This window comes from Peteryoungia rhizophila (genome assembly GCF_004912145.1).
GTDB classification, from domain to species: Bacteria; Pseudomonadota; Alphaproteobacteria; order Rhizobiales; family Rhizobiaceae; genus Allorhizobium; species Allorhizobium rhizophilum.
In genome coordinates this window covers 222,651-242,503 of record NZ_STGT01000001.1, presented here as the reverse complement: position 1 = coordinate 242,503, position 19,853 = coordinate 222,651, and the positions used below count along the sequence as shown (strand labels likewise).

Annotated in this window: 20 protein-coding genes; 15 read left to right on the top strand and 5 right to left on the bottom strand. The window is 63.7% G+C overall.

Annotation, left to right across the window (positions count from 1 at the left end; translation table 11 throughout):
- The first annotated feature begins 17 nt into the window (after nucleotides 1-17).
- The 5 genes from E9677_RS01220 to E9677_RS01200 all read left to right on the top strand — a co-directional run bounded on the left by E9677_RS01220 (nucleotide 18) and on the right by E9677_RS01200 (nucleotide 4,466).
- A complete protein-coding gene (locus E9677_RS01220) occupies nucleotides 18-842 on the top strand; it encodes a chromate resistance protein ChrB domain-containing protein (protein WP_136556282.1) in 825 nt (274 codons plus the stop codon).
- On the top strand, nucleotides 839-2,179 hold the full coding sequence (chrA, locus tag E9677_RS01215) for a chromate efflux transporter (RefSeq protein ID WP_136556281.1): 1,341 nt from the start codon (nucleotides 839-841) through the stop codon (nucleotides 2,177-2,179). The genes E9677_RS01220 and chrA overlap by 4 nt, the downstream gene beginning before the upstream one ends.
- A gap of 112 nt (nucleotides 2,180-2,291) precedes the next feature.
- A complete protein-coding gene (locus tag E9677_RS01210) occupies nucleotides 2,292-3,140 on the top strand; it encodes a TIGR01459 family HAD-type hydrolase (RefSeq protein ID WP_136556280.1) in 849 nt (282 codons plus the stop codon).
- 13 nt (nucleotides 3,141-3,153) lie between these two features.
- Nucleotides 3,154-4,134, top strand: coding sequence for a bifunctional riboflavin kinase/FAD synthetase (locus E9677_RS01205; RefSeq protein ID WP_136556279.1), 981 nt, complete (start codon nucleotides 3,154-3,156; stop codon nucleotides 4,132-4,134).
- 92 nt (nucleotides 4,135-4,226) lie between these two features.
- Complete coding sequence (locus E9677_RS01200; protein WP_136556278.1) at nucleotides 4,227-4,466, top strand: BrnA antitoxin family protein; 240 nt, start codon at nucleotides 4,227-4,229, stop codon at nucleotides 4,464-4,466.
- Between the two features lie 14 nt (nucleotides 4,467-4,480).
- Here the strand turns inward: E9677_RS01200 and E9677_RS01195 are convergent, their stop codons facing one another.
- Nucleotides 4,481-4,768, bottom strand: coding sequence for a type II toxin-antitoxin system RelE/ParE family toxin (locus tag E9677_RS01195; RefSeq protein ID WP_136556277.1), 288 nt, complete (start codon nucleotides 4,766-4,768; stop codon nucleotides 4,481-4,483).
- Nucleotides 4,765-5,049 carry a hypothetical protein gene (locus E9677_RS01190; protein WP_136556276.1) on the bottom strand — a complete coding sequence of 95 codons (285 nt, stop codon included), beginning with the start codon at nucleotides 5,047-5,049 and terminating at the stop codon, nucleotides 4,765-4,767. Before E9677_RS01190 ends, E9677_RS01195 begins: the two co-directional genes overlap by 4 nt.
- A 317-nt stretch (nucleotides 5,050-5,366) precedes the next feature.
- Between E9677_RS01190 and ileS the strand changes: the two genes are divergently transcribed.
- The 3 genes from ileS (at nucleotide 5,367) to E9677_RS01175 (ending at nucleotide 9,647) form a co-directional block, all read left to right on the top strand.
- On the top strand, nucleotides 5,367-8,327 hold the full coding sequence (gene ileS, locus E9677_RS01185) for an isoleucine--tRNA ligase (RefSeq protein ID WP_136556275.1): 2,961 nt from the start codon (nucleotides 5,367-5,369) through the stop codon (nucleotides 8,325-8,327).
- Nucleotides 8,328-8,463: 136 nt separating this feature from the next.
- Nucleotides 8,464-9,096, top strand: coding sequence for a hypothetical protein (locus tag E9677_RS01180; RefSeq protein ID WP_136556274.1), 633 nt, complete (start codon nucleotides 8,464-8,466; stop codon nucleotides 9,094-9,096).
- A gap of 68 nt (nucleotides 9,097-9,164) precedes the next feature.
- Nucleotides 9,165-9,647, top strand: coding sequence for a GNAT family N-acetyltransferase (locus tag E9677_RS01175; RefSeq protein WP_136556273.1), 483 nt, complete (start codon nucleotides 9,165-9,167; stop codon nucleotides 9,645-9,647).
- A 19-nt stretch (nucleotides 9,648-9,666) separates the two neighbouring features.
- Here the strand turns inward: E9677_RS01175 and E9677_RS01170 are convergent, their stop codons facing one another.
- Together E9677_RS01170 and E9677_RS01165 are read right to left on the bottom strand one after the other, a co-directional pair.
- Nucleotides 9,667-9,987, bottom strand: coding sequence for a hypothetical protein (locus E9677_RS01170; RefSeq protein WP_136556272.1), 321 nt, complete (start codon nucleotides 9,985-9,987; stop codon nucleotides 9,667-9,669).
- Complete coding sequence (locus tag E9677_RS01165; RefSeq protein WP_136556271.1) at nucleotides 9,987-10,439, bottom strand: nucleoside deaminase; 453 nt, start codon at nucleotides 10,437-10,439, stop codon at nucleotides 9,987-9,989. The genes E9677_RS01170 and E9677_RS01165 overlap by 1 nt, the downstream gene beginning before the upstream one ends.
- A gap of 69 nt (nucleotides 10,440-10,508) precedes the next feature.
- Here E9677_RS01165 and E9677_RS01160 point away from each other — a divergent pair, with 69 nt between their 5' ends.
- Genes E9677_RS01160 through E9677_RS01150 form a run of 3 tightly spaced genes read left to right on the top strand, consistent with a single transcriptional unit; the run spans nucleotide 10,509 to nucleotide 13,951 of the window.
- Complete coding sequence (locus E9677_RS01160) at nucleotides 10,509-12,482, top strand: pseudouridine synthase (protein ID WP_136556270.1); 1,974 nt, start codon at nucleotides 10,509-10,511, stop codon at nucleotides 12,480-12,482.
- Between the two features lie 6 nt (nucleotides 12,483-12,488).
- Complete coding sequence (gene rsmD, locus E9677_RS01155) at nucleotides 12,489-13,049, top strand: 16S rRNA (guanine(966)-N(2))-methyltransferase RsmD (RefSeq protein ID WP_136556269.1); 561 nt, start codon at nucleotides 12,489-12,491, stop codon at nucleotides 13,047-13,049.
- 26 nt (nucleotides 13,050-13,075) lie between these two features.
- Nucleotides 13,076-13,951 (top strand): patatin-like phospholipase family protein, encoded by an 876-nt coding sequence (locus tag E9677_RS01150; RefSeq protein WP_136556268.1) that lies wholly within the window; start codon nucleotides 13,076-13,078, stop codon nucleotides 13,949-13,951.
- Between the two features lie 4 nt (nucleotides 13,952-13,955).
- On the opposite strand, the gene E9677_RS01145 is transcribed toward E9677_RS01150, so the two are convergent.
- Nucleotides 13,956-15,764 (bottom strand): monovalent cation:proton antiporter-2 (CPA2) family protein, encoded by a 1,809-nt coding sequence (locus E9677_RS01145; RefSeq protein ID WP_136556267.1) that lies wholly within the window; start codon nucleotides 15,762-15,764, stop codon nucleotides 13,956-13,958.
- A 135-nt stretch (nucleotides 15,765-15,899) separates the two neighbouring features.
- Here E9677_RS01145 and E9677_RS01140 point away from each other — a divergent pair, with 135 nt between their 5' ends.
- From E9677_RS01140 to waaA, 4 genes are all read left to right on the top strand, one after another.
- The gene (locus E9677_RS01140; RefSeq protein WP_136556266.1) at nucleotides 15,900-17,246 is read left to right on the top strand and encodes a TldD/PmbA family protein; all 1,347 of its coding nucleotides are present in this window, start codon (nucleotides 15,900-15,902) and stop codon (nucleotides 17,244-17,246) included.
- Nucleotides 17,233-18,069 (top strand): 3'(2'),5'-bisphosphate nucleotidase CysQ, encoded by an 837-nt coding sequence (locus tag E9677_RS01135; RefSeq protein WP_136556265.1) that lies wholly within the window; start codon nucleotides 17,233-17,235, stop codon nucleotides 18,067-18,069. The genes E9677_RS01140 and E9677_RS01135 overlap by 14 nt, the downstream gene beginning before the upstream one ends.
- Nucleotides 18,070-18,130: 61 nt before the next feature.
- Nucleotides 18,131-18,367 (top strand): DUF4170 domain-containing protein, encoded by a 237-nt coding sequence (locus tag E9677_RS01130; RefSeq protein WP_136556264.1) that lies wholly within the window; start codon nucleotides 18,131-18,133, stop codon nucleotides 18,365-18,367.
- Nucleotides 18,368-18,525: 158 nt separating this feature from the next.
- Nucleotides 18,526-19,845: a lipid IV(A) 3-deoxy-D-manno-octulosonic acid transferase gene (gene waaA / locus E9677_RS01125; RefSeq protein WP_235882859.1), complete on the top strand. Its 1,320-nt coding sequence runs from the start codon at nucleotides 18,526-18,528 to the stop codon at nucleotides 19,843-19,845.
- The last annotated feature ends 8 nt before the right edge of the window (nucleotides 19,846-19,853 follow it).

Genomic DNA, 19,853 nt, shown 5'->3' with positions numbered 1-19,853 from the left:
GACAACGGACCTCGAACATGGCACCCTTTGGCGCAATTTCCGCAGACAAACTCTTTCGCTTGCTCGGTTCATCCCAGTCGCCCCTTCTCGTGGACGTGCGCATCGACGAGGATGTCGAGGCCGACCCCATGCTTTTGCCGGTAGCCGTTCGGCGCGATCATCGCACCGTCGAGCAATGGGCTCCCGAGATCAAATCCTCCTCCGTCGTGGTCATTTGCCAGAAGGGGCGCAAGCTCTCGGAAGGTGTGGCAGCACATCTGCGCCTTCTGGGGATCTCGGCAGAGGTGCTGGATGGCGGCACCCTCGCCTGGGCTGAGGCAGGGCTGCCCCGCGTACCCATGGTGCATCTCCCGACGCGCACCGGCGGGACGCTCTGGGTGACGCGCAACCGGCCAAAGATAGACCGGATCGCCTGCCCCTGGTTGATCCGCCGTTTCGTCGATCCATTCGCCCGCTTCCTGTTCGTGTCTCCCTCGGAAGTCGACGCCGTCGCCGAGCGGTTCGGCGCGATCCCGTTCGATATGGACGAAGGCTTTTGGAGCCATCGCGGCGAGCTCTGCACCTTCGATACCATGCTCGCCGAATTCGGGCTCGAAACGCCAGCGCTCATGACGCTGGCACGCATCGTCCGTGGCGCCGATACCAACCGGCTCGATCTCGCGCCGGAGGCTGCCGGCCTGCTGGCGGTCTCGCTTGGCCTGTCGAGGCTTCATTCCAGCGACCTTCATCAATTGGAGCAGGGGCTCGTGATCTACGATGCCCTGTACCGATGGGCGCGGGACGCCATGGACGAAAAGCATGACTGGATCGCCCGCGGTCCGCGCACTGAGGGAAAGCCATGAGCATCGCCGTAGACGGTCCGGACACGGTCACCGAGATCCGGCCGACATTTGCCGAACTCGTCTCTGCCTTTGCCCGCATCGGCCTCATGTCCTTCGGCGGGCCGGCAGCCCAGATTGCGCTGATGCATAAGATCTGCGTCGAGGAGAAGCGCTGGATCGACGAAGACCGATATCTGCATGCCCTGAACTATTGCATGCTGCTTCCTGGCCCCGAAGCCCAACAGCTCGCGACCTATATCGGCTGGCTGCTCCATGGAGTGCGCGGCGGCATCGTCGCCGGTCTGCTCTTCGTGTTGCCGGGGCTCGCCATCATCCTCGGTTTGTCCAGTCTCTATGCGCTCTATCAGGAGGCGAGCCTCGTCACGGGCATGTTCTTCGGTCTTAAGGCGGCGGTCTTGGCGATCGTCGTCGAAGCCGTCGTGAGGATCGGCAAACGGGCATTGAAGAGCGGTTTCCACCGCGGCCTCGCGGCGGCCGCCTTCATCGCGCTTTTCTTTTTCTCCCTGCCGTTCCCGCTTGTTGTGCTTGCGGCCGCCATGATCGGCCTCGTCCACGCCCGAGGCGTACCATCAGCGGCCGTCGAGATCTCCGAGGAAGTCCGCGCACGGCCACCACTTCTCCGCCAGTTCGCAACACTGCTGTTCTGGGTCGCCGTCTGGCTGGCACCCCTGCCGCTTCTCTGGCTGCTCCTTCCGGAAACCGCACTTCCCGAGGTCCAGACGTTTTTCTCCACGATGGCGCTCGTCACCTTCGGCGGTGCCTATGCCGTGCTCGCCTATGTCGCCCAGGTCGCGGTCGATCACTATGCCTGGCTGAAACCCGGCGAGATGCTGGACGGGCTGGCACTTGCCGAAACGACGCCCGGCCCGCTGGTTCTCGTGCTCTCCTATGTCGGCTTCCTCGCCGGTTTTCGTGAGAGCGGGGTACTAAATCCCTTGGTCGGCGGGCTGCTCGGTGGCGTGATCGCCGCCTGGGCCACCTTCATCCCGAGCTTCATCTGGATCTTCGCCGGCGCTCCCTATATCGAGCGGCTGCGCGGCAACCGTCTCCTCAGTGCAGCCCTGTCGGCCATCACTGCCGCCGTCGTCGGCGTCATCCTCAATCTCGCCGTCTGGTTCGCCTTGCATGTCATTTTTACCCGCGTAGAGCCGGTGAATCTCGCGAACTTCGGACCACTCTCGCTTTCCGTCCCGCTCCCGGTCTGGTCGTCTCTGGATTGGCAGGCCCTGGTGATCGCTCTGGTGGCGGCCGTGATGATCTTCCGCTTCCATCTCGGCATCGGCAAGACACTGATCGTGGCAGGTCTGCTCGGGCTCGCCGCGCGTTTCCTCCTTTGAGTTGACAAGGAAGCATGGGTTGCCATTTTCGGCCTCCGGCACGCTTGCCCCTTGCCTTGCCGCCCGTCCTTTGCCATGTCACCGAACACAGTTTCAGCAGTCAGGACACACGATGACCCGCAGCATTTCCACCCTCGGCGACGTGACCGGAGCTTACGACGTCATTCTCTGCGACGTCTGGGGCGTGCTGCACAACGGCATCGATGCCTTTCCGCTTGCCTCCGAGGCGCTGGAGGCTGCCCGCGCCAAGGGCCTGACCGTCGTCCTCATCACCAATTCGCCACGGCCCGCCATCGGCGTCATTCCGCAGCTGCGCGCCATTGGCGTGCCTGACAGCGCCTATGACCGCATCGTCACCTCGGGCGATGTCACCCGCACCCTGATCGCCGCTGGCCCGAAGAAAGTGTACCTGCTCGGCCCCGAGCGCGACCTGCCGCTGTTCGATGGCCTGGATGTCGAGGTCGTCTCCAGGGAAGAGGCCGATTGCGTGGTCTGCACCGGCTTCTTCGACGACGAGGTGGAGACGCCGGAAGATTACCGCGACATGCTGACAGATTTCGTCGGACGCAAGGTGCCGCTGATCTGCGCCAATCCCGACCTGGTGGTCGAGCGCGGCCATCGCATCATCCCCTGCGCTGGCGCGGTCGCTGCCTTCTACACGGAACTCGGTGGCGAAACCCGCATCGCCGGCAAGCCCCATAAGCCGATCTATGAAGCAACGCTGGCTGCCGCCCGCGAAGCCCGCGGCGATTTCGACAAGGCCCGCGTGCTCGCCATCGGCGACGGCATGCCGACCGACGTCAAGGGCGCCGTCGATGCAGGCCTCGACCTTCTCTATATCTCGGGCGGCATTCACGCCGCCGACTACGCGACGAACAACGTGACCGACGAGGCAAGGCTCAATCTCTTCTTGGAACGGGAAAAGGTCGCGCCGCAATTCTGGATGCACAGGCTGGCATGAGGCGCAGGCATCGATGACAGTCTTTCACCGCAACGAAAAGAAGGAGCCGTTGCCCGATGCCCTGCGCGGAGGCGTCGTGGCGATCGGCAACTTCGACGGCGTGCATCGCGGCCATCAGGCGGTGTTGAACCGGGCCTTGGAGCGGGCCGAAGCGCTCGGCGTGCCTGCCTTGGTCCTCACCTTCGAGCCGCATCCGCGCACCGTCTTCAATCCCGACAAGCCTGTCTTCCGGTTAACGCCGCCATCCTTGCGCGCCCGCATCCTGGAAGCCATGGGCTTCCATTCGGTGATCGAATATCCCTTCGACCGTGAATTCTCGCAGCGCTCGGCGGAAGACTTTGTCGAGGCGATCCTGCGGGACTGGCTGGGTGCCCGCGAAGTCGTCACCGGCTTCGATTTTCATTTCGGCAAGGGCAGGGAAGGCGGCCCCGCCTATCTCATGCAGGCCGGCGGCCGCCATGGGTTCGGCGTCAGCCTCGTCGACGCCTTCCGCGATGAGGGCACTGAGGTCGTCTCCTCTAGCCGTATCCGCGGCCTGATCGCAGACGGCGACGTTTCACAGGCCGCCGGTCTCCTCGGCTATCGCTACACGGTCGAAGCGGAGGTGATGAAGGGCCAGCAGCTCGGCCGGACCCTCGGTTTCCCGACCGCCAACATGCATCTGCCGCCGGAAGCGACGTTACGACCCGGCATCTACGCCGTCCGCTTCCGTCGTCCCGACGGCATCATCCGCGATGGCGTCGCGAGCTTCGGCTATCGTCCCACCGTCACCAGCAATGGCGATCCCTGGCTCGAAACCTTCGTCTTCGATTTCTTCGGCGATCTCTATGGCGAGGTCTGTTCCGTCTCGCTCTTCGGCTTCCTGCGCGACGAGTGGAAGTTCGACGGCCTCGATCCGCTGGTCGCCCAGATCCACAAGGATGCGGACGAAGCGAGGGGATTGCTTTCGGGCGTGAAGCCAATCGGAGCATTGGACGCGGCAATCGCCTTCTGACGCTTGTAGCGAGCCGATGGCGCTTGACGCTGCCTCTTCATTGCCGCCTAGTGCGCCCATCAAATCCCTTGAGACAGCCCGAAAGGCACCCCATGGCCATGACGCCGCGCAGACCCGTGAACCCGAAGGATGCCGCAGAAGCCCTGTTCCGGCCGGCTCCAAAACCCGTGGCCCCGGCGGTCGAGCGCCGCGCAGCACCGGACGTCAAGGAACTCGTCTCGATCAAGCTCGACAGCGCAATCCTCGCCCATTTCCAGAAGGACGGCCCCGGCTGGCAGGACCGCATCAACGATGCTCTGCGTGCGGTCGTCGAGGCTGACGGCGGCGAGTAAAGCCGGCAATGGTTTCAATCGCTGTCGGTCGGTGGCCATTGCCGTGAGGTGTGGACGATTGCGAGAATGGCGAGCTGGCCGTTAGTCACCTCATAGACGAGGCGATAGCTCGGATGCGGCAAGAGTTCGCGAGTGCCAAGGACTAGGCCGATTTTGCCGGAATGGGGAAACTGGCCAAGCTGAATGGCAGCCAGTTCGAAGGTATGGTCGATGGACAGTGCGGCAAGCGGGTTCTTTTCCGCAAGATAGTCGAAGATGGAAGCGCGGTCACGAATGGCCTGGCGCGTCCATCGAACGATCATGAGCGGCTCGCTTTGAGAGCCATTTCCCGTCGCGCCGCAAACATCCGTTCGGCATCGTCTGCCGCTACGACCTCTCCCGCAGCCACGTCTTCGCGACCACGCGCAACCTTAGCCTCCAGGAACTGACGATAGTCGCTATCGACCTTCTGCCTCTCGACATAATCCTGCACCATCTCCCGCAGGACGTCGCTTTCTGACGTCTGTGCGGATGTGACCGCCGCGGCAAAGTCATCGGCGAGCTTGGCGTCGAGGTCGACCTGGAGCTGCGCTTTGCGTGTCATGCCGTCTCCGCCCTGATATTAAATGGCCCGCAGACATGGGGTGATGAACACAGTCTAGGCATGTCGCCAGGCCCTGTCCATCTCGCCCATCTTGCCCCTTCCTTTCGGCGCGAAAAACCCCTAAAGAACGCGGCCATGACGTATCTTTCGGCGGCCCGGATCATTCGAATTATTGGCCCGGCCCTCCCGGCGGCTTGAAGAGCTGCGGGAAGGTCCGGGTTTTTGGCGTTGGGTCTGAAAGCCTTAGCGCCCGCTTGCCGCCAACCCATGACATAATTCCGCGACCGCTTGAGGTCGCCCCATCCGATGGCTGATCCATGACCGATACCCCTGAAAAGATCGACTACTCCAAGACCCTCTATCTGCCCGAGACCGAATTCCCGATGCGCGCCGGCCTTCCTCAGAAGGAGCCGGAAATGGCGGCGAAGTGGAAAGAGATGGGTCTTTACAAGAAGCTCCGCGCCTCCGCCGCCGGCCGCGAAAAATTCGTCCTGCATGACGGCCCGCCCTATGCCAACGGCAACATCCATATCGGCCATGCGCTGAACAAGGTGCTGAAGGACGTCATCACCCGCTCCTTCCAGATGCGCGGCTTCGATTCGAACTACGTGCCCGGCTGGGATTGCCACGGCCTGCCGATCGAGTGGAAGATCGAGGAAAAGTATCGCGAGAAGGGCAAGGACAAGAACGAAGTCCCGGTCAACGAATTCCGCCAGGAATGCCGTGAGTTCGCGCAAGGATGGATTGACAAGCAGTCGGACGAGTTCCGCCGCCTCGGCATCGAGGGTGATTTCGACAATCCCTACACGACCATGGCCTTCCACTCGGAAGCCCGCATCGCCGGCGAACTGCTGAAGATCGCCATGTCCGGCCAGCTCTATCGCGGCTCCAAGCCGATCATGTGGTCGGTCGTCGAGCGCACGGCATTGGCCGAAGCCGAAGTGGAATATGCCGAGGTCGAGAGCGACACGATCTGGGTGAAGTTCCCGGTGGTTGAAGCCATCACTCGGACGCATCCGGAGAAAATGGACCGGGTGATGACACACACGAGTTCACTCAATGATGACCTTTATGGTGCCTCCGTCGTCATCTGGACGACCACGCCCTGGACCATTCCCGGCAACCGCGCGATCTCCTATTCGTCGAAGATCGAATACGGTCTCTACGAGATCACGGAAGCGACGAATGACTTCGGCCCGCAGCCGGGAGAAAAGCTGATCTTCGCCAAGCGCCTCGCCGAAGATGCGGCAACCAAGGCCAAGGTGACCTTCAAGCTCGTCCGCGACGTGACCGGTGCTGAACTCGGAGCCATCACCTGCGCCCATCCGCTGGCCGACCTCGGCTACACCTTCGCCGTCCCGATGCTCGACGGCGACCACGTCACTGATGACGCCGGTACCGGTTTCGTCCACACGGCCCCGTCGCATGGTCGCGAAGACTTTGAAGCCTGGATGGCGAATGTCCGTCCGCTCGAAGCCCTTGGCATCGACGTGAAGATCCCGTTCCCGGTCGACGACGCCGGCTTCTACACCGAAGACGCCCCCGGTTTTGGCCCCTCGGCCGAAGGCGGCGCCGCCCGCGTGCTCGACGACAACGGCAAGAAGGGCGACGCCAACAAACGCGTCATGGACGCGCTGATCAAGGCCAACAACCTCTTCGCCCGTGGCCGCATCAAGCATGAATACCCGCATTCCTGGCGCTCCAAGAAGCCGGTCATCTTCCGCAACACGCCGCAGTGGTTCGTCTATATGGACAAGGACCTCGCCGACGGCACGACGCTGCGCACCCGCGCGCTCAACGCGATCGACCAGACCCGCTTCGTCCCCGCCGGCGGCCAGAACCGCCTGCGCGCCATGATCGAGCAGCGCCCGGATTGGGTTCTCTCCCGCCAGCGCGCCTGGGGTGTGCCGATCTGCGTCTTCGCCGATGCCGAAGGCAATGTGCTGCAGGATGAGGCGGTCAACGCCCGCATCCTCGAAGCCTTCGAGAAGGAAGGCGCGGACGCCTGGTTTGCCGAAGGCGCGAAGGAACGCTTCCTCGGCTCCGAGCACGGCGGCGAAGAGTGGCAGATGGTGTCAGACATCCTCGACGTCTGGTTCGACTCTGGCTCGACCCACACCTTCACCCTGGAAGATCGCCCGGACCTGAAATGGCCGGCCGATGTCTATCTCGAAGGCTCCGACCAGCATCGCGGCTGGTTCCACTCCTCGCTGCTCGAAAGCTGCGCCACCCGTGGCCGCGCGCCTTACAATGCCGTCGTCACCCACGGGTTCACGATGGCCGAAGACGGCCGCAAGATGTCGAAGTCGCTCGGCAACACGGTGACGCCGCAGGAAGTCATGAGCCAGTCGGGCGCCGATATCCTGCGTCTCTGGGTGATGAACACCGACTACTGGGAAGACCAGCGCCTCGGCAAGACGATCATCCAGACCAACATCGACAGCTACCGCAAGATCCGCAACACTGTTCGGTGGATGCTCGGCACGCTCGCCCATGACCATGGCGACGAGATCGCCTATGCCGATCTGCCGGAACTCGAAAAGCTGATGCTGCATCGCTTGTCCGAACTCGATCAGATCGTGCGCAAGGGCTACGACGAGTTCGACTTCAAGCGCATCGTCCGTGCACTCTCGGATTTCGCCAATGTCGAACTCTCGGCCTTCTATTTCGACATCCGCAAGGACACGCTTTACTGCGACGCCCCGTCGAGCCTGAAGCGTCGGTCTGCCCTCTTCGTCATCCGCAAGCTCTTCGACTGCCTGGTCCTATGGTTTGCCCCGATGATGCCGTTCACGACGGAAGAAGCCTGGCTCTCGCGTGATCCCAAGGCCGAATCGGTGCATCTCGAGCAGTTCCCGACCGTGCCGGCCGACTGGTCGAACGAGGCGGTTGCCGAAAAGTGGAAGGGCGTTCGCGCCGTCCGCCGTACCGTCACCGGCGCGCTGGAAAGCGAGCGCAAGGAAAAGCGCATCGGCTCCTCGCTGGAAGCAGCCCCGGTCGTCCATGTGGCGGACGCCGAGCTCCTGAAGGCGCTCGACGGTCTCGACTTTGCAGAGATCTGCATCACCTCGGATATCTCTGTTGTCTCGGGTGAGGGCCCGGCGGAAGCCTTCCGTCTCGACGATGGCACCAAGGTCGCCGTCGAGCCGAAGCTGGCCGAGGGCACGAAGTGTGCCCGCTCCTGGAAGATCACGAAGGATGTCGGTTCGGATGCCGAGTATCCTGATGTTTCGGCCCGCGACGCCCAGGCGCTCCGCGAGCTTGCAGCACGCGGATAAGGAAATTTGACCGGATGATTTGCGCTTTTGCGGGTCATCCGGTAAAACTGCCTGAAATTGGCCGAAATCGACCGGCAGGGCTGGTCACGTGTATTCGGCACGACTTATGAAACTGCGGCGAGACTGGTAGGCATTCATGAAATCGGCATATCTGTTCAGAGTTGGCCTCGGTCTGGTTGGCCTTGTCGGCGTCACGTCCGGTCTCTCCGGCTGCGTCGGCAGCCCGACCTATGGCACCGACAAGACGGCAATGGAGCAGCTGGTGGACGACGTCGGCTCGGCCGTCTCGATTGCCCCGCGCGAAGCCGCCAACAAGGGCACCAAATACAATCCGCGTCCGGATCTGGTCCTGCCGCCGGGTGGCGCCCAGACGGCCGGGCTCGTCGCACCGCAACAGTCGGCCGCCAGCCGCGAAAACAATCCCGAATGGGTGGAATCGCCGGAAGAGGCGCGTGAGCGTCTCGTGGCCGAAGCCGACGCCAATGCCGACAACCCGCGTTATCGCTCGCCGCTGCTCGCCGGTTACGGCACGGCCGGCACCATGACCGAGACGCAGAAGTGGCAGGCATTCCGTGACGCCCGTCAGCTGCAGAAGGGCGCCTATCTCGACCAGCGCCGCCTTCTCTCCGATCCGCCGACCGAATATCGCCAGACGCAGGAAGTCGCGCTGACCGATCTCGGCGAGCCGGAACTCAAGAAGGAAAAGCGCCGCAAGAAGGAAGCCAAGGCAGCCCAGCAGAACAGCTCCTGGTGGATGCCGTTCCAATAAGCGCTTTCCGATCTAGAATTCTCCAGGGCAGGGCGGAAACGACCTGCCCTTTTGCTTGAGGTCGACCCATGAACTTCACCATCCGCCCGGCAACGCCTGAGGACGCGGCCACCATTCTCGGCTTCATCACCGAACTCGCCGTCTATGAAAAGGCGGGCCATGAGGTGGAAGCGACCGAGCAGACGATCCGCACCTCCATCTTCGGCGAAGGCTCGGTGACGGAAGCAGTGATCCTGGAGGCCGATGGCCACCCGGCTGGATTTGCCGTCTGGTTCCACAGCTATTCCACCTGGCAGGCGAAGAACGGTCTCTATCTGGAGGACCTTTATGTCTCGCCGGATTACCGCGGTTCGGGTGCCGGCAAGCTGCTTCTGAAACATCTCGCGCGCATTGCGGTGGAACGGGGCTGTGGCCGCTTCGAATGGAGCGTTCTCGACTGGAACACCCCGGCCATCCGCGTCTATGACGCTATCGGTGCCGAACCGCAGACGGAATGGATCCGCTACCGGCTGGCCGGTGACAAGCTCGAAACCTTCGCCCGCGCCGACTGACGCAGGCGAGAGCTCTGACTCACTCCTCGTTCTCGACCGTGCGCGCCACCAGCGCCATGTGCATCGCCTGCAGTGCGGGAGCGATGAAGGAAATCCACAACAGCGCCATGTCGCGTTCGGCATGGTCATCGCGGGACAGCACGAAAACCAGGCCGATCAGGGCGAGCATCAGCAAAGGTGTCGCGGCGATGGCGACCAGACGCGGTGCCCGCCAGTTGACAGTACCGTTGGTCGACCACTGCATCGGCAGGTGCGCCCGCTCAGGCGCCACATTGCGATAGGCCCATATGGCAATGGCAGCCATGCCGGCGATCGACAGGATGAGCGCGGCATAGATCATCAGTCCCTCCTGTCTTGGAAGAAGCCCTTCAGCATCTCGGCGGCTTCGCTCTCGCGAATGCCGGAATAGACTTCCGGGATGTGGTGGCAGGTCGGTTGCTGGTAGAAGCGTATGCCGCTCTCCACCGCCCCGCCTTTTGCATCCCCCGCAGCATAATAGAGTCGCCTGATCCTGGCAAAGGAGATTGCCGCAGCGCACATGGTGCAGGGCTCAAGCGTGACATAGAGATCGGCCTCGACAAGGCGCTCGTCGCCCACGGTCACCGCAGCGCGTCGGATGGCAAGGATCTCGGCATGGGCCGTGACATCGTTCAGCGACCGCGTCTCATTGCCGGCTCGCCCGATGATCTCGCCGTCGCGCACGACCACGGCACCGATGGGAACCTCGCCGCGGGCGCCTGCAGCGCGCGCCTCCGCGAAGGCCGCCTCCATGAAGCCGTTTGTCTTCCCCATGCACGAACTTTCCACTTAACCCGAGCCGCGTGACCTGATACGACAGCCCAAACCACAGGCAAACAACAAATGACATTCAAAGACAAGTCCAAGCGTCCGGCGGGCAAGCCCTCCGACCGCAGCGGCAAGCCGCAAACCAGAAAACCGTCCGCCAAGTCGGCCGATCAATTCGAAGACAAGCCCGCGTCGAAGCCCGCCCGCTCTCCCCGCGCCGAAGCCTCCGCGGCTGAGGATGTCGTAAAGCCGGAGCGCATTTCCAAGCTGCTCGCGCGCGCCGGCGTCGCCTCGCGGCGCGACATCGAGCGCATGATCATGGAAGGCCGCGTTTCCGTGAACGGCAAGGTGCTGGAGACCCCGGTCCTCAACGCCACGCTTGCCGACACGATCGAAGTCGATGGCCAGCCAATCCGTGGCATCGAGCGCACCCGTCTCTGGCTCTACCACAAGCCGGCTGGCCTGGTGACCACCAATTCCGATCCGGAAGGCCGCTCGACGGTCTTCGAAAACCTGCCGGAAGAACTGCCGCGCGTCATGTCGATCGGCCGCCTCGACATCAATACCGAGGGCCTGCTGCTGCTCACCAATGACGGTGGCCTTGCCCGCGTGCTGGAACTGCCGACCACCGGATGGCTGCGCCGCTACCGCGTGCGCGCCTATGGCGAAGTCGACCAGCCGGCGCTCGACGCGCTGAAGGAAGGCATCGCCGTCGACGGCGTGCTCTACGGTGCGATCGACGCAACGCTCGACCGCAAGCAGGGCCACAATGTCTGGATCACCATGGGTCTGCGCGAAGGCAAGAACCGCGAGATCAAGAACGTGCTCGGCGCGCTCGGCCTCGAGGTCAACCGCCTGATCCGCGTGTCCTACGGTCCCTTCCAGCTCGGCGACCTGCCGGAAGGCAAGGTCCAGGAGGTGCGTGGCCGCATGCTGCGCGACCAGCTCGGCCCTCGCCTGATCGAGGAATCCAAGGCCAATTTCGACGCGCCGATTTACGCCCATGGTGTCGAAGTCGACGAGGAAGAGGCGGCGGCCTCTGCGAAGAAGCCCAGCCGCGAGGCAAAGCCGGAGTGGGCTCGCGACGAGCGGCCGACAGACAAGAAGCGCGCCGCGCCTAAGGACTGGTCCGACAAGGGCGACCGCCGCGAGCGTGCGCTTGGACGCCTCGATACTCGCCGCGACGATGGCAAGCCCGGCGACAAGTTCGCCGACAAGCCGAAGCGCCCAGCGGGCAACACGAAGGGCCGCACCGCCAATGTCTGGATGGCGCCCGGCGCCCGTCCGCTCGGCGAGAAGGCGGCAGCTGCCGCCGCCCGCCGCAGGCCCGATCCGCGTGGCGCCAAGCCCGCAGACCGCTTCGACGACCGTCCGACCTCGACCGTTCAGATTACCCGCGCCCGGGACGAAGAGGGTGACTGGATCCGCGCCGACGGCCCGGACCAGAAGCCCGGCGGTCGTGATGGCGGCCGTGGTGGAAAGCCTGGCGGCTTCGGCGCCCGTCCGCCTCGCCGCGACGGTGACGATCGTGCTCCACGTCGTGAGGGTTCCGATCGCGGCCCCAAGCGTGATTTTGGTGATCGTGCCGAACGTGCACCGCGCCGGGAAGGTGAAGACCGTGGCCCGCGCAAGGACTTCGGCGATCGCGGTCCTCGCAAGCCTTTCGGCGACAAGCCGGATCGTCCGCGCACGGAACGGTTCACGCCGGATCGCGCCCGCGATGACAGGCCGCGTGACGACCGCCCTCGTGACGCCAGACCTCGTGATGATCGTCCCCGGGGCGAGCGTCCGGCCGGCGACAGGCCCTTCGGCGACAAGCCGCGCGGCGCAAGGCCCGCGGGCGACCGCTCCTTCGGCGACAAGCCTGCAGGCAAGTCCTTCGGCAAGCCCTCTGGCCGTCCGGCTGGCAAGTCATTTGGCGGCAAGCCCGGTGGTGGAAAAAGCTTCGGCGGCAAGCCGGGCGGACGTGCCTCCGGTGGCCCACGCTCTGGCGGCCCGGGCGGTAAGCCCTCCGGTCCCCGCACGGGCGCCCCGAAGGGCAAGAGGTAAGCCGGCATGCGCATCGTCGGCGGTGAATTTCGTGGCCGCACGCTGGCCACGCCGAAGTCCAATGACATCCGGCCGACCGTCGATCGGACGCGCGAGAGCCTGTTCAACATCCTCGCGCACGCCCATCCCGGCGTGCTCGATGGCACCCGCATCCTCGACCTCTTCGCCGGCACAGGTGCCGTCGGCATCGAAGCGCTGTCGCGGGGTTGCAAGTCTGCGCTCTTTGTTGAAAACAGCGTCGAGGGTCGCGGCCTGCTGTGGGAAAACATCGATGCCTTCGGCCTGCATGGCCGTGCCCGCATGCTGAGGCGCGACGCCACCGATCTCGGCCCGTCCAACAACATCGAGCCCTTCGAACTGGTCTTCGCCGATCCGCCCTATGGCAAGGGTCTGGGCGAGAAGGCGCTGCAGTCGGCCCATCGGGGCGGCTGGCTGGCAAAGGATGCCCTCGTCATCCTCGAGGAGCGTGGCGACGTGCAGGTTTTCCTCGATCCGGTCTTCGCCTTCCTGGAAGAGCGCACCTTCGGTGACACGAAAATGTACTTCTTTTCCTATAGGCCAGCCTGATCCCCGAAACGGAGAAAAGCTGGCCCATGGATCTCGTCGCTAAAACCCCCATTCCGTCGAATGCCGTGAAGGCCGATCCGACCATTGGTCTCGCACTTGGGGCAGGGGGCGCACGCGGCTTCGCGCATATTCCGGTTCTCGAAGTCTTTGACGAACTCGGCATCAAACCCGCCCTGATCGCCGGCTCTTCCATGGGCGCGATCCTCGGCGCCGGCTACGCCGCCGGCATGAGCGGTCGCGACATCCGCGACTATACATTGGAACTCGCCGACAACAGGGGGCTCGTCCTCAACCGGTTCTGGGGCCTCAGACCGGCCAGCATCCGCGCTCTGGGCGGCTTCCGTCTCGGCCAGTTCAACCTGCCACGGCTGCTGCGCGCTTTCCTGCCGCCTGCCATCCCCGAGGACTTTGCAAAGCTGAAGCTCCCTCTGACGGTCATCGCCACCGACTATTACGGGCAATGCGAGATGGTCCGCAACGAAGGCGACCTCTACGAGGCCTTGTCCGCCTCGGCTGCCATTCCCGCACTTTTTGCGCCGGTCACCATCGACGGCCGGCTAATGATTGACGGCGGCATCTTCAATCCGGTGCCCTACGACCACCTCGTCGGCAAGGTCGACATCATGGTCGCCATTGACGTGATCGGTGCGCCCGAGGGCGATGGTTCGCTGATGCCCAACCGCATCGACAGCCTCTTCGGCGCCTCGCAGCTGATGATGCAGTCGCATATCGCCCTGAAGATGAAGATCTGCCAGCCGGACATCTATATCCGGCCGGAGGTCAACAGCTACAAGGTGCTCGACTTCTTCAAGGCCCGGCAGATCCTCGAAATCTGCGATCGCCTGAAAGAACCGCTGAAGCGGGATCTCGCCGCCCGCATCGAGGATTTCGTCCGCCGCTGAGCGATCAGGCGGCGGGCGCTTCCGTCGGGGTTTCGACCGCCTGGATCGGCTTCTTCGGCTTGATTAGCGGCTCGGGCTTCACCGGCCGCTTGTGCATCAGTTCACGGCCCGCGAGAATGCCTTCCTGCGCCTGCAGTCTCAGACGCTCCTCGTCGCGGCGGCGGATGTCCTCGCCCACCTCGTAAGCCTCGTCCTCGGTCGCGCCGAGCCCTTCCAGCGTGCGGCGCCCGAAGAGCAGACCGGACTCGAAGGTTTCGCGCAGCTCGTATTCCACGTCGCGGGCCCTGAGTTCGAGGCTGTGGATGCGGTCATAGGACCGCACGAACAGACGCACATCAGGATATTCGGAGCGGATGAGATCGACGATCTTGTCGGTGATATCCTTTCTGTGCGTGCAGACCGCGACGATCTTTGCCTTTTCGATTCCGGCGGCCCGCAGCATGTCGAGGCGCGTGCCGTCGCCGAAATAGATGCGGAAGCCGAAGGTCGCCGCCTGGCGCACGCGATCCGGGCTGTCGTCGAGAATGGTGACGTCGCGTCCGCTGGCCAGCAGGATTTGCGCTGCGATCTGGCCGAAACGGGAAAAGCCGATCATCAAGACATCAGATCCTGCCCCTTCGAAATCCTCCTCCATCTCCTCCTTCTCCCGTGTGTCACGGGCCAGCAAGCGTTGGCCGATCAATGCGGTCAGCGGCGTGAGCGCCATGGAGAGGGTGACGATGGAAATGAGCAGGGACGACTGCGCGCCCGAGAAGAGGCCGGCGGCTGCCGCCGTGGTGAAGAGCACGAAACCGAATTCACCGCCCTGGGGCAGGAGCATGCCGATGCGTATCGCGTCGTTGCGTGAAGAGCCTGAGACGCGGCAGATCGCAAAGATGACGAGCGCCTTCACCGCCATCAGCACGGGCACGGCGATGGCGATCAGAGCCAGGTTGTCGACGATGACCTGCAATTCCATCGACAGGCCGACCGCGATGAAGAAAAGTGCGAGCAACAGCCCGCGGAAAGGCTCGATATCGGCCTCCAGCTCATGGCGATAGGAGGATTCGGCCAGCATGACGCCGGCGAGGAAGGCGCCCATGGCCATCGAAAGCCCGGCGACCTGCATCAGATAAGCCGATCCCAGGACCACGAAGAGGGCGGCTGCAATCATCACCTCGCGTGCCCCGGTCCGGGCGATGATTTGGAACATGGGGGTCAGGAGATAGCGACCGGCGAGGATCATGCCGATCACGGCACCGAGCGCGATCCCGATTTCCACCACGGGCGACTGCTGCGCCTCGCTGCCCTGTGCGCCGAGCACCGAGACCATGGCGAGCAGCGGCACGATGGCGAGGTCCTGAAAGAGCAGGATCGAGAAGGAGCGCTGTCCATAGCGGCTGTTCATGTCGCCATAGTCTTCGAGCAATTGCAGCGCAAACGCGGTGGAGGATAATGCGAGACCAAAGCCGGCAACCAAGGCTCCGCGCCAGTCGAGCAGACCGGCTGCGTAAACCAGCGCCGTCAGCATGAGGCCTGTGAACACGACCTGGCTCGTGCCAAGCCCGAAGATGTCCCGCCGCATGTGCCACAATCGGCTGGGCTTGAGCTCCAGCCCGATGATGAACAGCAGCAGCACGACGCCGAGTTCGGCCACAGCCAGGATCTCGCCGGAGCCACCGATGAGGTGCAGCACCGGCCCGATCACCACGCCGGCCGCTAGGTAGCCGAGTACGGTCCCGAGCCCAAGCTTGCGGAAAATCGGGGCTGCGATGACCGCGCCGCCGAGAAGGAGCAGGGGTTGGGCGAACAGGGCTTCGGTTGCGCTGGCCAAGGGAATTCTCCTCGTTTTCCGGGATCGAGCGGACTGGAATGGAACCTATGCCGGGCAAGTGAACGGAAAAGCCCGAACCGCCCTTGATGCCCCTTGTAAGGCACAATAAATGGAGCGGGAAGGAAAGGCCAACCCATGCCCCATCAAATCGATTCCGCCAACCTCCTCGAACGCGCCGAACAGCTCGTCGACCTCGCCATCAAGGCGGGTGCCGACAAGGCTGACGCGGTGGTCGTGCGCTCCCGCTCCAAGGGGGTCAGCGTCCGCCTCGGCAAGGTCGAATCGACCGAGGCCTCCGAGAGCGACGACTTTTCGCTGCGCGTCTTCATCGGCCGAAAGGTGGCGTCCGTCTCGGCCAATCCCGGCTTCGACCTCACGGCGCTGGCCGAGCGCGCCGTCGCCATGGCCAAGGTCTCGCCCGAGGATCCTTTTGCCGGGCTGGCCGACGAGAGCGATCTCGCCCGTAACATTCCTGATCTTCAACTCTTTGACGACACCGAAGTGTCGAGCGACCAGCTGCGCGAGAGCGCGCTCGCCATGGAAGAGACGGCCCGCGCCGTCAATGGCGTCAGCAATTCGCTCGGCGCCGGTGCATCGGCCGGCATGGGTGGCCTGGTGCTCGTCACCTCGCACGGTTTTTCCGGCAGTTATGCCGGCTCGCGTTTCTCACGCTCCGTCGGCGTCATCGCCGGCGAAGGCACGAAGATGGAGCGCGACCATGACTATGACAGCCGCCTCTATTTCGCCGAGCTCGACAGCCCGGAGGAAATCGGTCGCCGTGCGGCAGAGCGCGCCATCCGCCGGCTGAACCCGCGCCAGGTGCCGACGGCATCCAACCTCACTGTCGTCTTCGACCCGCGCGTCGCCCGTGGCTTCGTCGGCACGATCGCCGGCGCGATCAACGGCGCCTCGGTGGCTCGCAAGACCTCCTTCCTGCGCGACAAGATGGGCCAGCAGGTCCTGAAATCAGGCCTCAACATTACCGATGATCCGCTCAAGGTGCGCGGCTCGTCCTCGCGTCCCTTCGATGGCGAAGGCATCTCGGGCAAGCCGCTCACGATGATCGAGGACGGCGTGCTGAAGCATTGGTTCCTGTCCTCCTCCGCTGCCCGCGAGCTCGGTCTCAAGACCAACGGCCGTGGCGTCCGTGGCGGTACATCGGTCTCGCCGTCCTCCACCAATCTCGCCGTGGAGCCCGGCGAGATCGCGCCAGAAGACCTGATCCGCAACATCGGCACGGGTCTCTACATAACCGACATGATCGGCCAGGGCGTCGACATGATCACCGGTGAATACAGCCGCGGCGCCAGCGGCTTCTGGATCGAGAACGGCGAATTGACCTATCCTGTCTCCGAGATCACCATCGCGTCCAATCTCAAGGACATGTTCATGCGGATCACGCCGGCCAACGACATCGACCGCAAGTTCGGCGTCGCCGCTCCCACACTTGCCATCGAGGGTATGACCCTTGCCGGAATCTGACAAAAAGCCTCTGGCCCCGGCGGCGCCGCGCTTCGACTGGCAGGCGGATCTCGCCCTGATCGCCGATGCCGCGCGCGAGGCCGGCAAGGTGGCTATGGCGCATTTCGGCCAGTCGCCGGAGGTCTGGTGGAAGAACGAGGGCCGCTCGCCGGTCAGCGCCGCCGACTATGCCGCCAATCGCATTCTGGAAGAAATCCTCCGCCATGCCCGGCCGAATTATGGTTGGCTGTCCGAGGAAACGGACGACGATCCGGCGCGCCTGTCCTGCGACACGCTGTTTGTCATCGACCCGATCGACGGCACCCGCGCCTTCCTTGCCGGCAAGGATACCTGGTGCGTATCGGTGGCCGTCGTCCACAAGGGAAAGCCGGTCGCTGGCATTCTGGTCGCGCCGTCGCTCCATGAGGAATTCACCGCGACGATCGATGGGCCCGCCCGTCGCAACGGCCAGGACATCGCCGTTTCCACGGCCGGCATCGAGGACAGCCTCAAACTCGCTTCGGCCCAGGACATGGTCGCGATTTTCAGCCCGATCTTGCGGCCCCGGATCGAACGGGTGGACCACATCCCCTCGCTCGCCTATCGGCTGGCGCTCGTCGCCGACGGGCGCATCGATGCGACGCTGGTCAAGAAGAGCGCGCATGACTGGGATCTCGCAGCCGCCGACCTGATCCTTGCGCGGGCCGGAGGATCGGTCACCGATCTCGATGGACAATCACTGGTATACAACAGGGAAGACGTGACGCATCCGGTGCTCTGTGCAGCATCGGCCGACATTCTTCCGGCATTGCTGAAGAACATCTCCCGAATTCCCCGGAGTTGACCTTTGGGGCGAAATCGCGCAGATGGGTGACGACTATTTATGAATGGGACAGGCAGAAAACATGACGGAAACCAACCAAAACAAGCAGCTTCTCCATCTGGTTTTTGGCGGTGAACTGTCGAATCTCGAAGAAGTGCAGTTCCGTGATCTCAACGGGCTGGACATCGTCGGCATCTTTCCCGACTACGGCAGCGCCCTGGTGGCCTGGAAGGCGAAAGCCCAGGCAACGGTCGACAATGCGCATATGCGTTACTTCATCGTGCACATGCACCGGCTGCTGAACCCGTCGGACAAGTGAGCCCAAGGGCGGCGGTCCTTTGAAGGCCGCTGTGGATGGCCCGTAAGGGTCACGTTTTGAACTCAGTCTTCTTGCATCTCTCACTTGTGGCGTAGTGGCGCCTCCTGAACGGGCAGAATGGCATTCTCGATGAAGATGAGCAGGTTCGACCGATGGCACTGAGCGATGGCCTGGCCTCCTTTGCCTTGACGTCCTACGGCTGGTTGGGTCTTGCGGCTTATCCTCTGTCGCGACCCTTGCTGGCCTATCGTGCGGCCAAGGGCAAGGAAGATCGTGCCCGCCGGGCCGAGCGCTTCGGCAATCCGAGCCTGCCCCGGCCTGCGGGGCCGCTCGTCTGGATCCATGCGGCAAGCGTCGGCGAGACGACGGCGGTTTTGGCCCTGATGCGTGAACTTCGCCGCCGCGACATCCATGTTCTCCTGACAACCGGTACCGTCACCTCCGCGGAGGTCGCGAAGAACCGTCTCGGCGACATGGTTCTGCATCAATATGTGCCGCTCGACCTTCTGCCGCCGGTCCGCCGCTTCCTCGATTATTGGCAGCCGGATGTCGCCATCGGCGTCGAATCCGAGATCTGGCCGACGACGCTCGCCGAGCTTCATCGGCGTCACATTCCCCAGATCCTCGTCAATGCCCGCATGTCCGATCGTTCCTTCGACCGCTGGAAGGGCCATCCGGCGATCGCCGAAACCCTGTTCGGCAAGCTCGCTCTGGTGATCGCGCAATCCGATCTCGATGCGGAACGTTTCCGCGATCTCGGCGCCTGGCCGGTCAGCGTCTCTGGCAATATCAAGGTCGACAGCGATGCGCCGCCCTGCGACGAGCAGGTGCTGGAGCGCTACCGCCAGCAGATCGGCACGCGCAAGACCTGGGCCGCGATCTCCACCTTTGAAGGCGAGGAAAAGGTCGCTTCCATGGTGCATAGGGCGCTGAAGGCCCATACGGGGCTTTTGACGGTGCTCGTGCCACGCCATCCGGACCGCTGCGACGAGATCGAGGCCATGCTGGTGGAAAAAGGGCTCGTGGTCGCCCGGCGCACGCGCGGTGATGTCATCACGGCGGAAACCGACGTGTTCCTCGGCGATACGATCGGCGAGATGGGGCTCTATCTGCGTCTGACCGAAGTCGCCTTTGTCGGACGCTCGCTCTCGGCCGAGGGTGGCCAGAACCCGCTGGAGCCGGCCATGCTCGGCTGCGCCGTGCTGTCGGGCCCCCAGGTCAGCAATTTCCGCGAGAGCTACCAGCGGCTCGTGCGCAAGGGCTCGGCCCGGATCATCCGCGATGCCGAAATGCTCGCCAAGGCCGTACACTTCCTCTTGAGCAACGATGTGGCCCGGTCCAAGATGATCGATGCCGGCCTCGAGAGTATGCAGGAAATGCGCGGTGCGCTGACGGCGACCCTGAAGGGGCTCGAACCCTATGTCAGCCCGCTCTCGGTCAAGGCCAAACTCGAACCGCGCAGTGCCAGCCAGGGCTGATACTTGAA

Coding starts and splice junctions, on each gene's coding strand:
- E9677_RS01220 (WP_136556282.1), top strand. CDS start 18: ATGGCACCCTTTGGCGCAATTTCCGCAGACAAACTCTTTCGCTTGCTC.
- chrA (WP_136556281.1), top strand. CDS start 839: ATGAGCATCGCCGTAGACGGTCCGGACACGGTCACCGAGATCCGGCCG.
- E9677_RS01210 (WP_136556280.1), top strand. CDS start 2,292: ATGACCCGCAGCATTTCCACCCTCGGCGACGTGACCGGAGCTTACGAC.
- E9677_RS01205 (WP_136556279.1), top strand. CDS start 3,154: ATGACAGTCTTTCACCGCAACGAAAAGAAGGAGCCGTTGCCCGATGCC.
- E9677_RS01200 (WP_136556278.1), top strand. CDS start 4,227: ATGGCCATGACGCCGCGCAGACCCGTGAACCCGAAGGATGCCGCAGAA.
- E9677_RS01195 (WP_136556277.1), bottom strand. CDS start 4,768: ATGATCGTTCGATGGACGCGCCAGGCCATTCGTGACCGCGCTTCCATC.
- E9677_RS01190 (WP_136556276.1), bottom strand. CDS start 5,049: ATGACACGCAAAGCGCAGCTCCAGGTCGACCTCGACGCCAAGCTCGCC.
- ileS (WP_136556275.1), top strand. CDS start 5,367: ATGACCGATACCCCTGAAAAGATCGACTACTCCAAGACCCTCTATCTG.
- E9677_RS01180 (WP_136556274.1), top strand. CDS start 8,464: ATGAAATCGGCATATCTGTTCAGAGTTGGCCTCGGTCTGGTTGGCCTT.
- E9677_RS01175 (WP_136556273.1), top strand. CDS start 9,165: ATGAACTTCACCATCCGCCCGGCAACGCCTGAGGACGCGGCCACCATT.
- E9677_RS01170 (WP_136556272.1), bottom strand. CDS start 9,987: ATGATCTATGCCGCGCTCATCCTGTCGATCGCCGGCATGGCTGCCATT.
- E9677_RS01165 (WP_136556271.1), bottom strand. CDS start 10,439: ATGGGGAAGACAAACGGCTTCATGGAGGCGGCCTTCGCGGAGGCGCGC.
- E9677_RS01160 (WP_136556270.1), top strand. CDS start 10,509: ATGACATTCAAAGACAAGTCCAAGCGTCCGGCGGGCAAGCCCTCCGAC.
- rsmD (WP_136556269.1), top strand. CDS start 12,489: ATGCGCATCGTCGGCGGTGAATTTCGTGGCCGCACGCTGGCCACGCCG.
- E9677_RS01150 (WP_136556268.1), top strand. CDS start 13,076: ATGGATCTCGTCGCTAAAACCCCCATTCCGTCGAATGCCGTGAAGGCC.
- E9677_RS01140 (WP_136556266.1), top strand. CDS start 15,900: ATGCCCCATCAAATCGATTCCGCCAACCTCCTCGAACGCGCCGAACAG.
- E9677_RS01130 (WP_136556264.1), top strand. CDS start 18,131: ATGACGGAAACCAACCAAAACAAGCAGCTTCTCCATCTGGTTTTTGGC.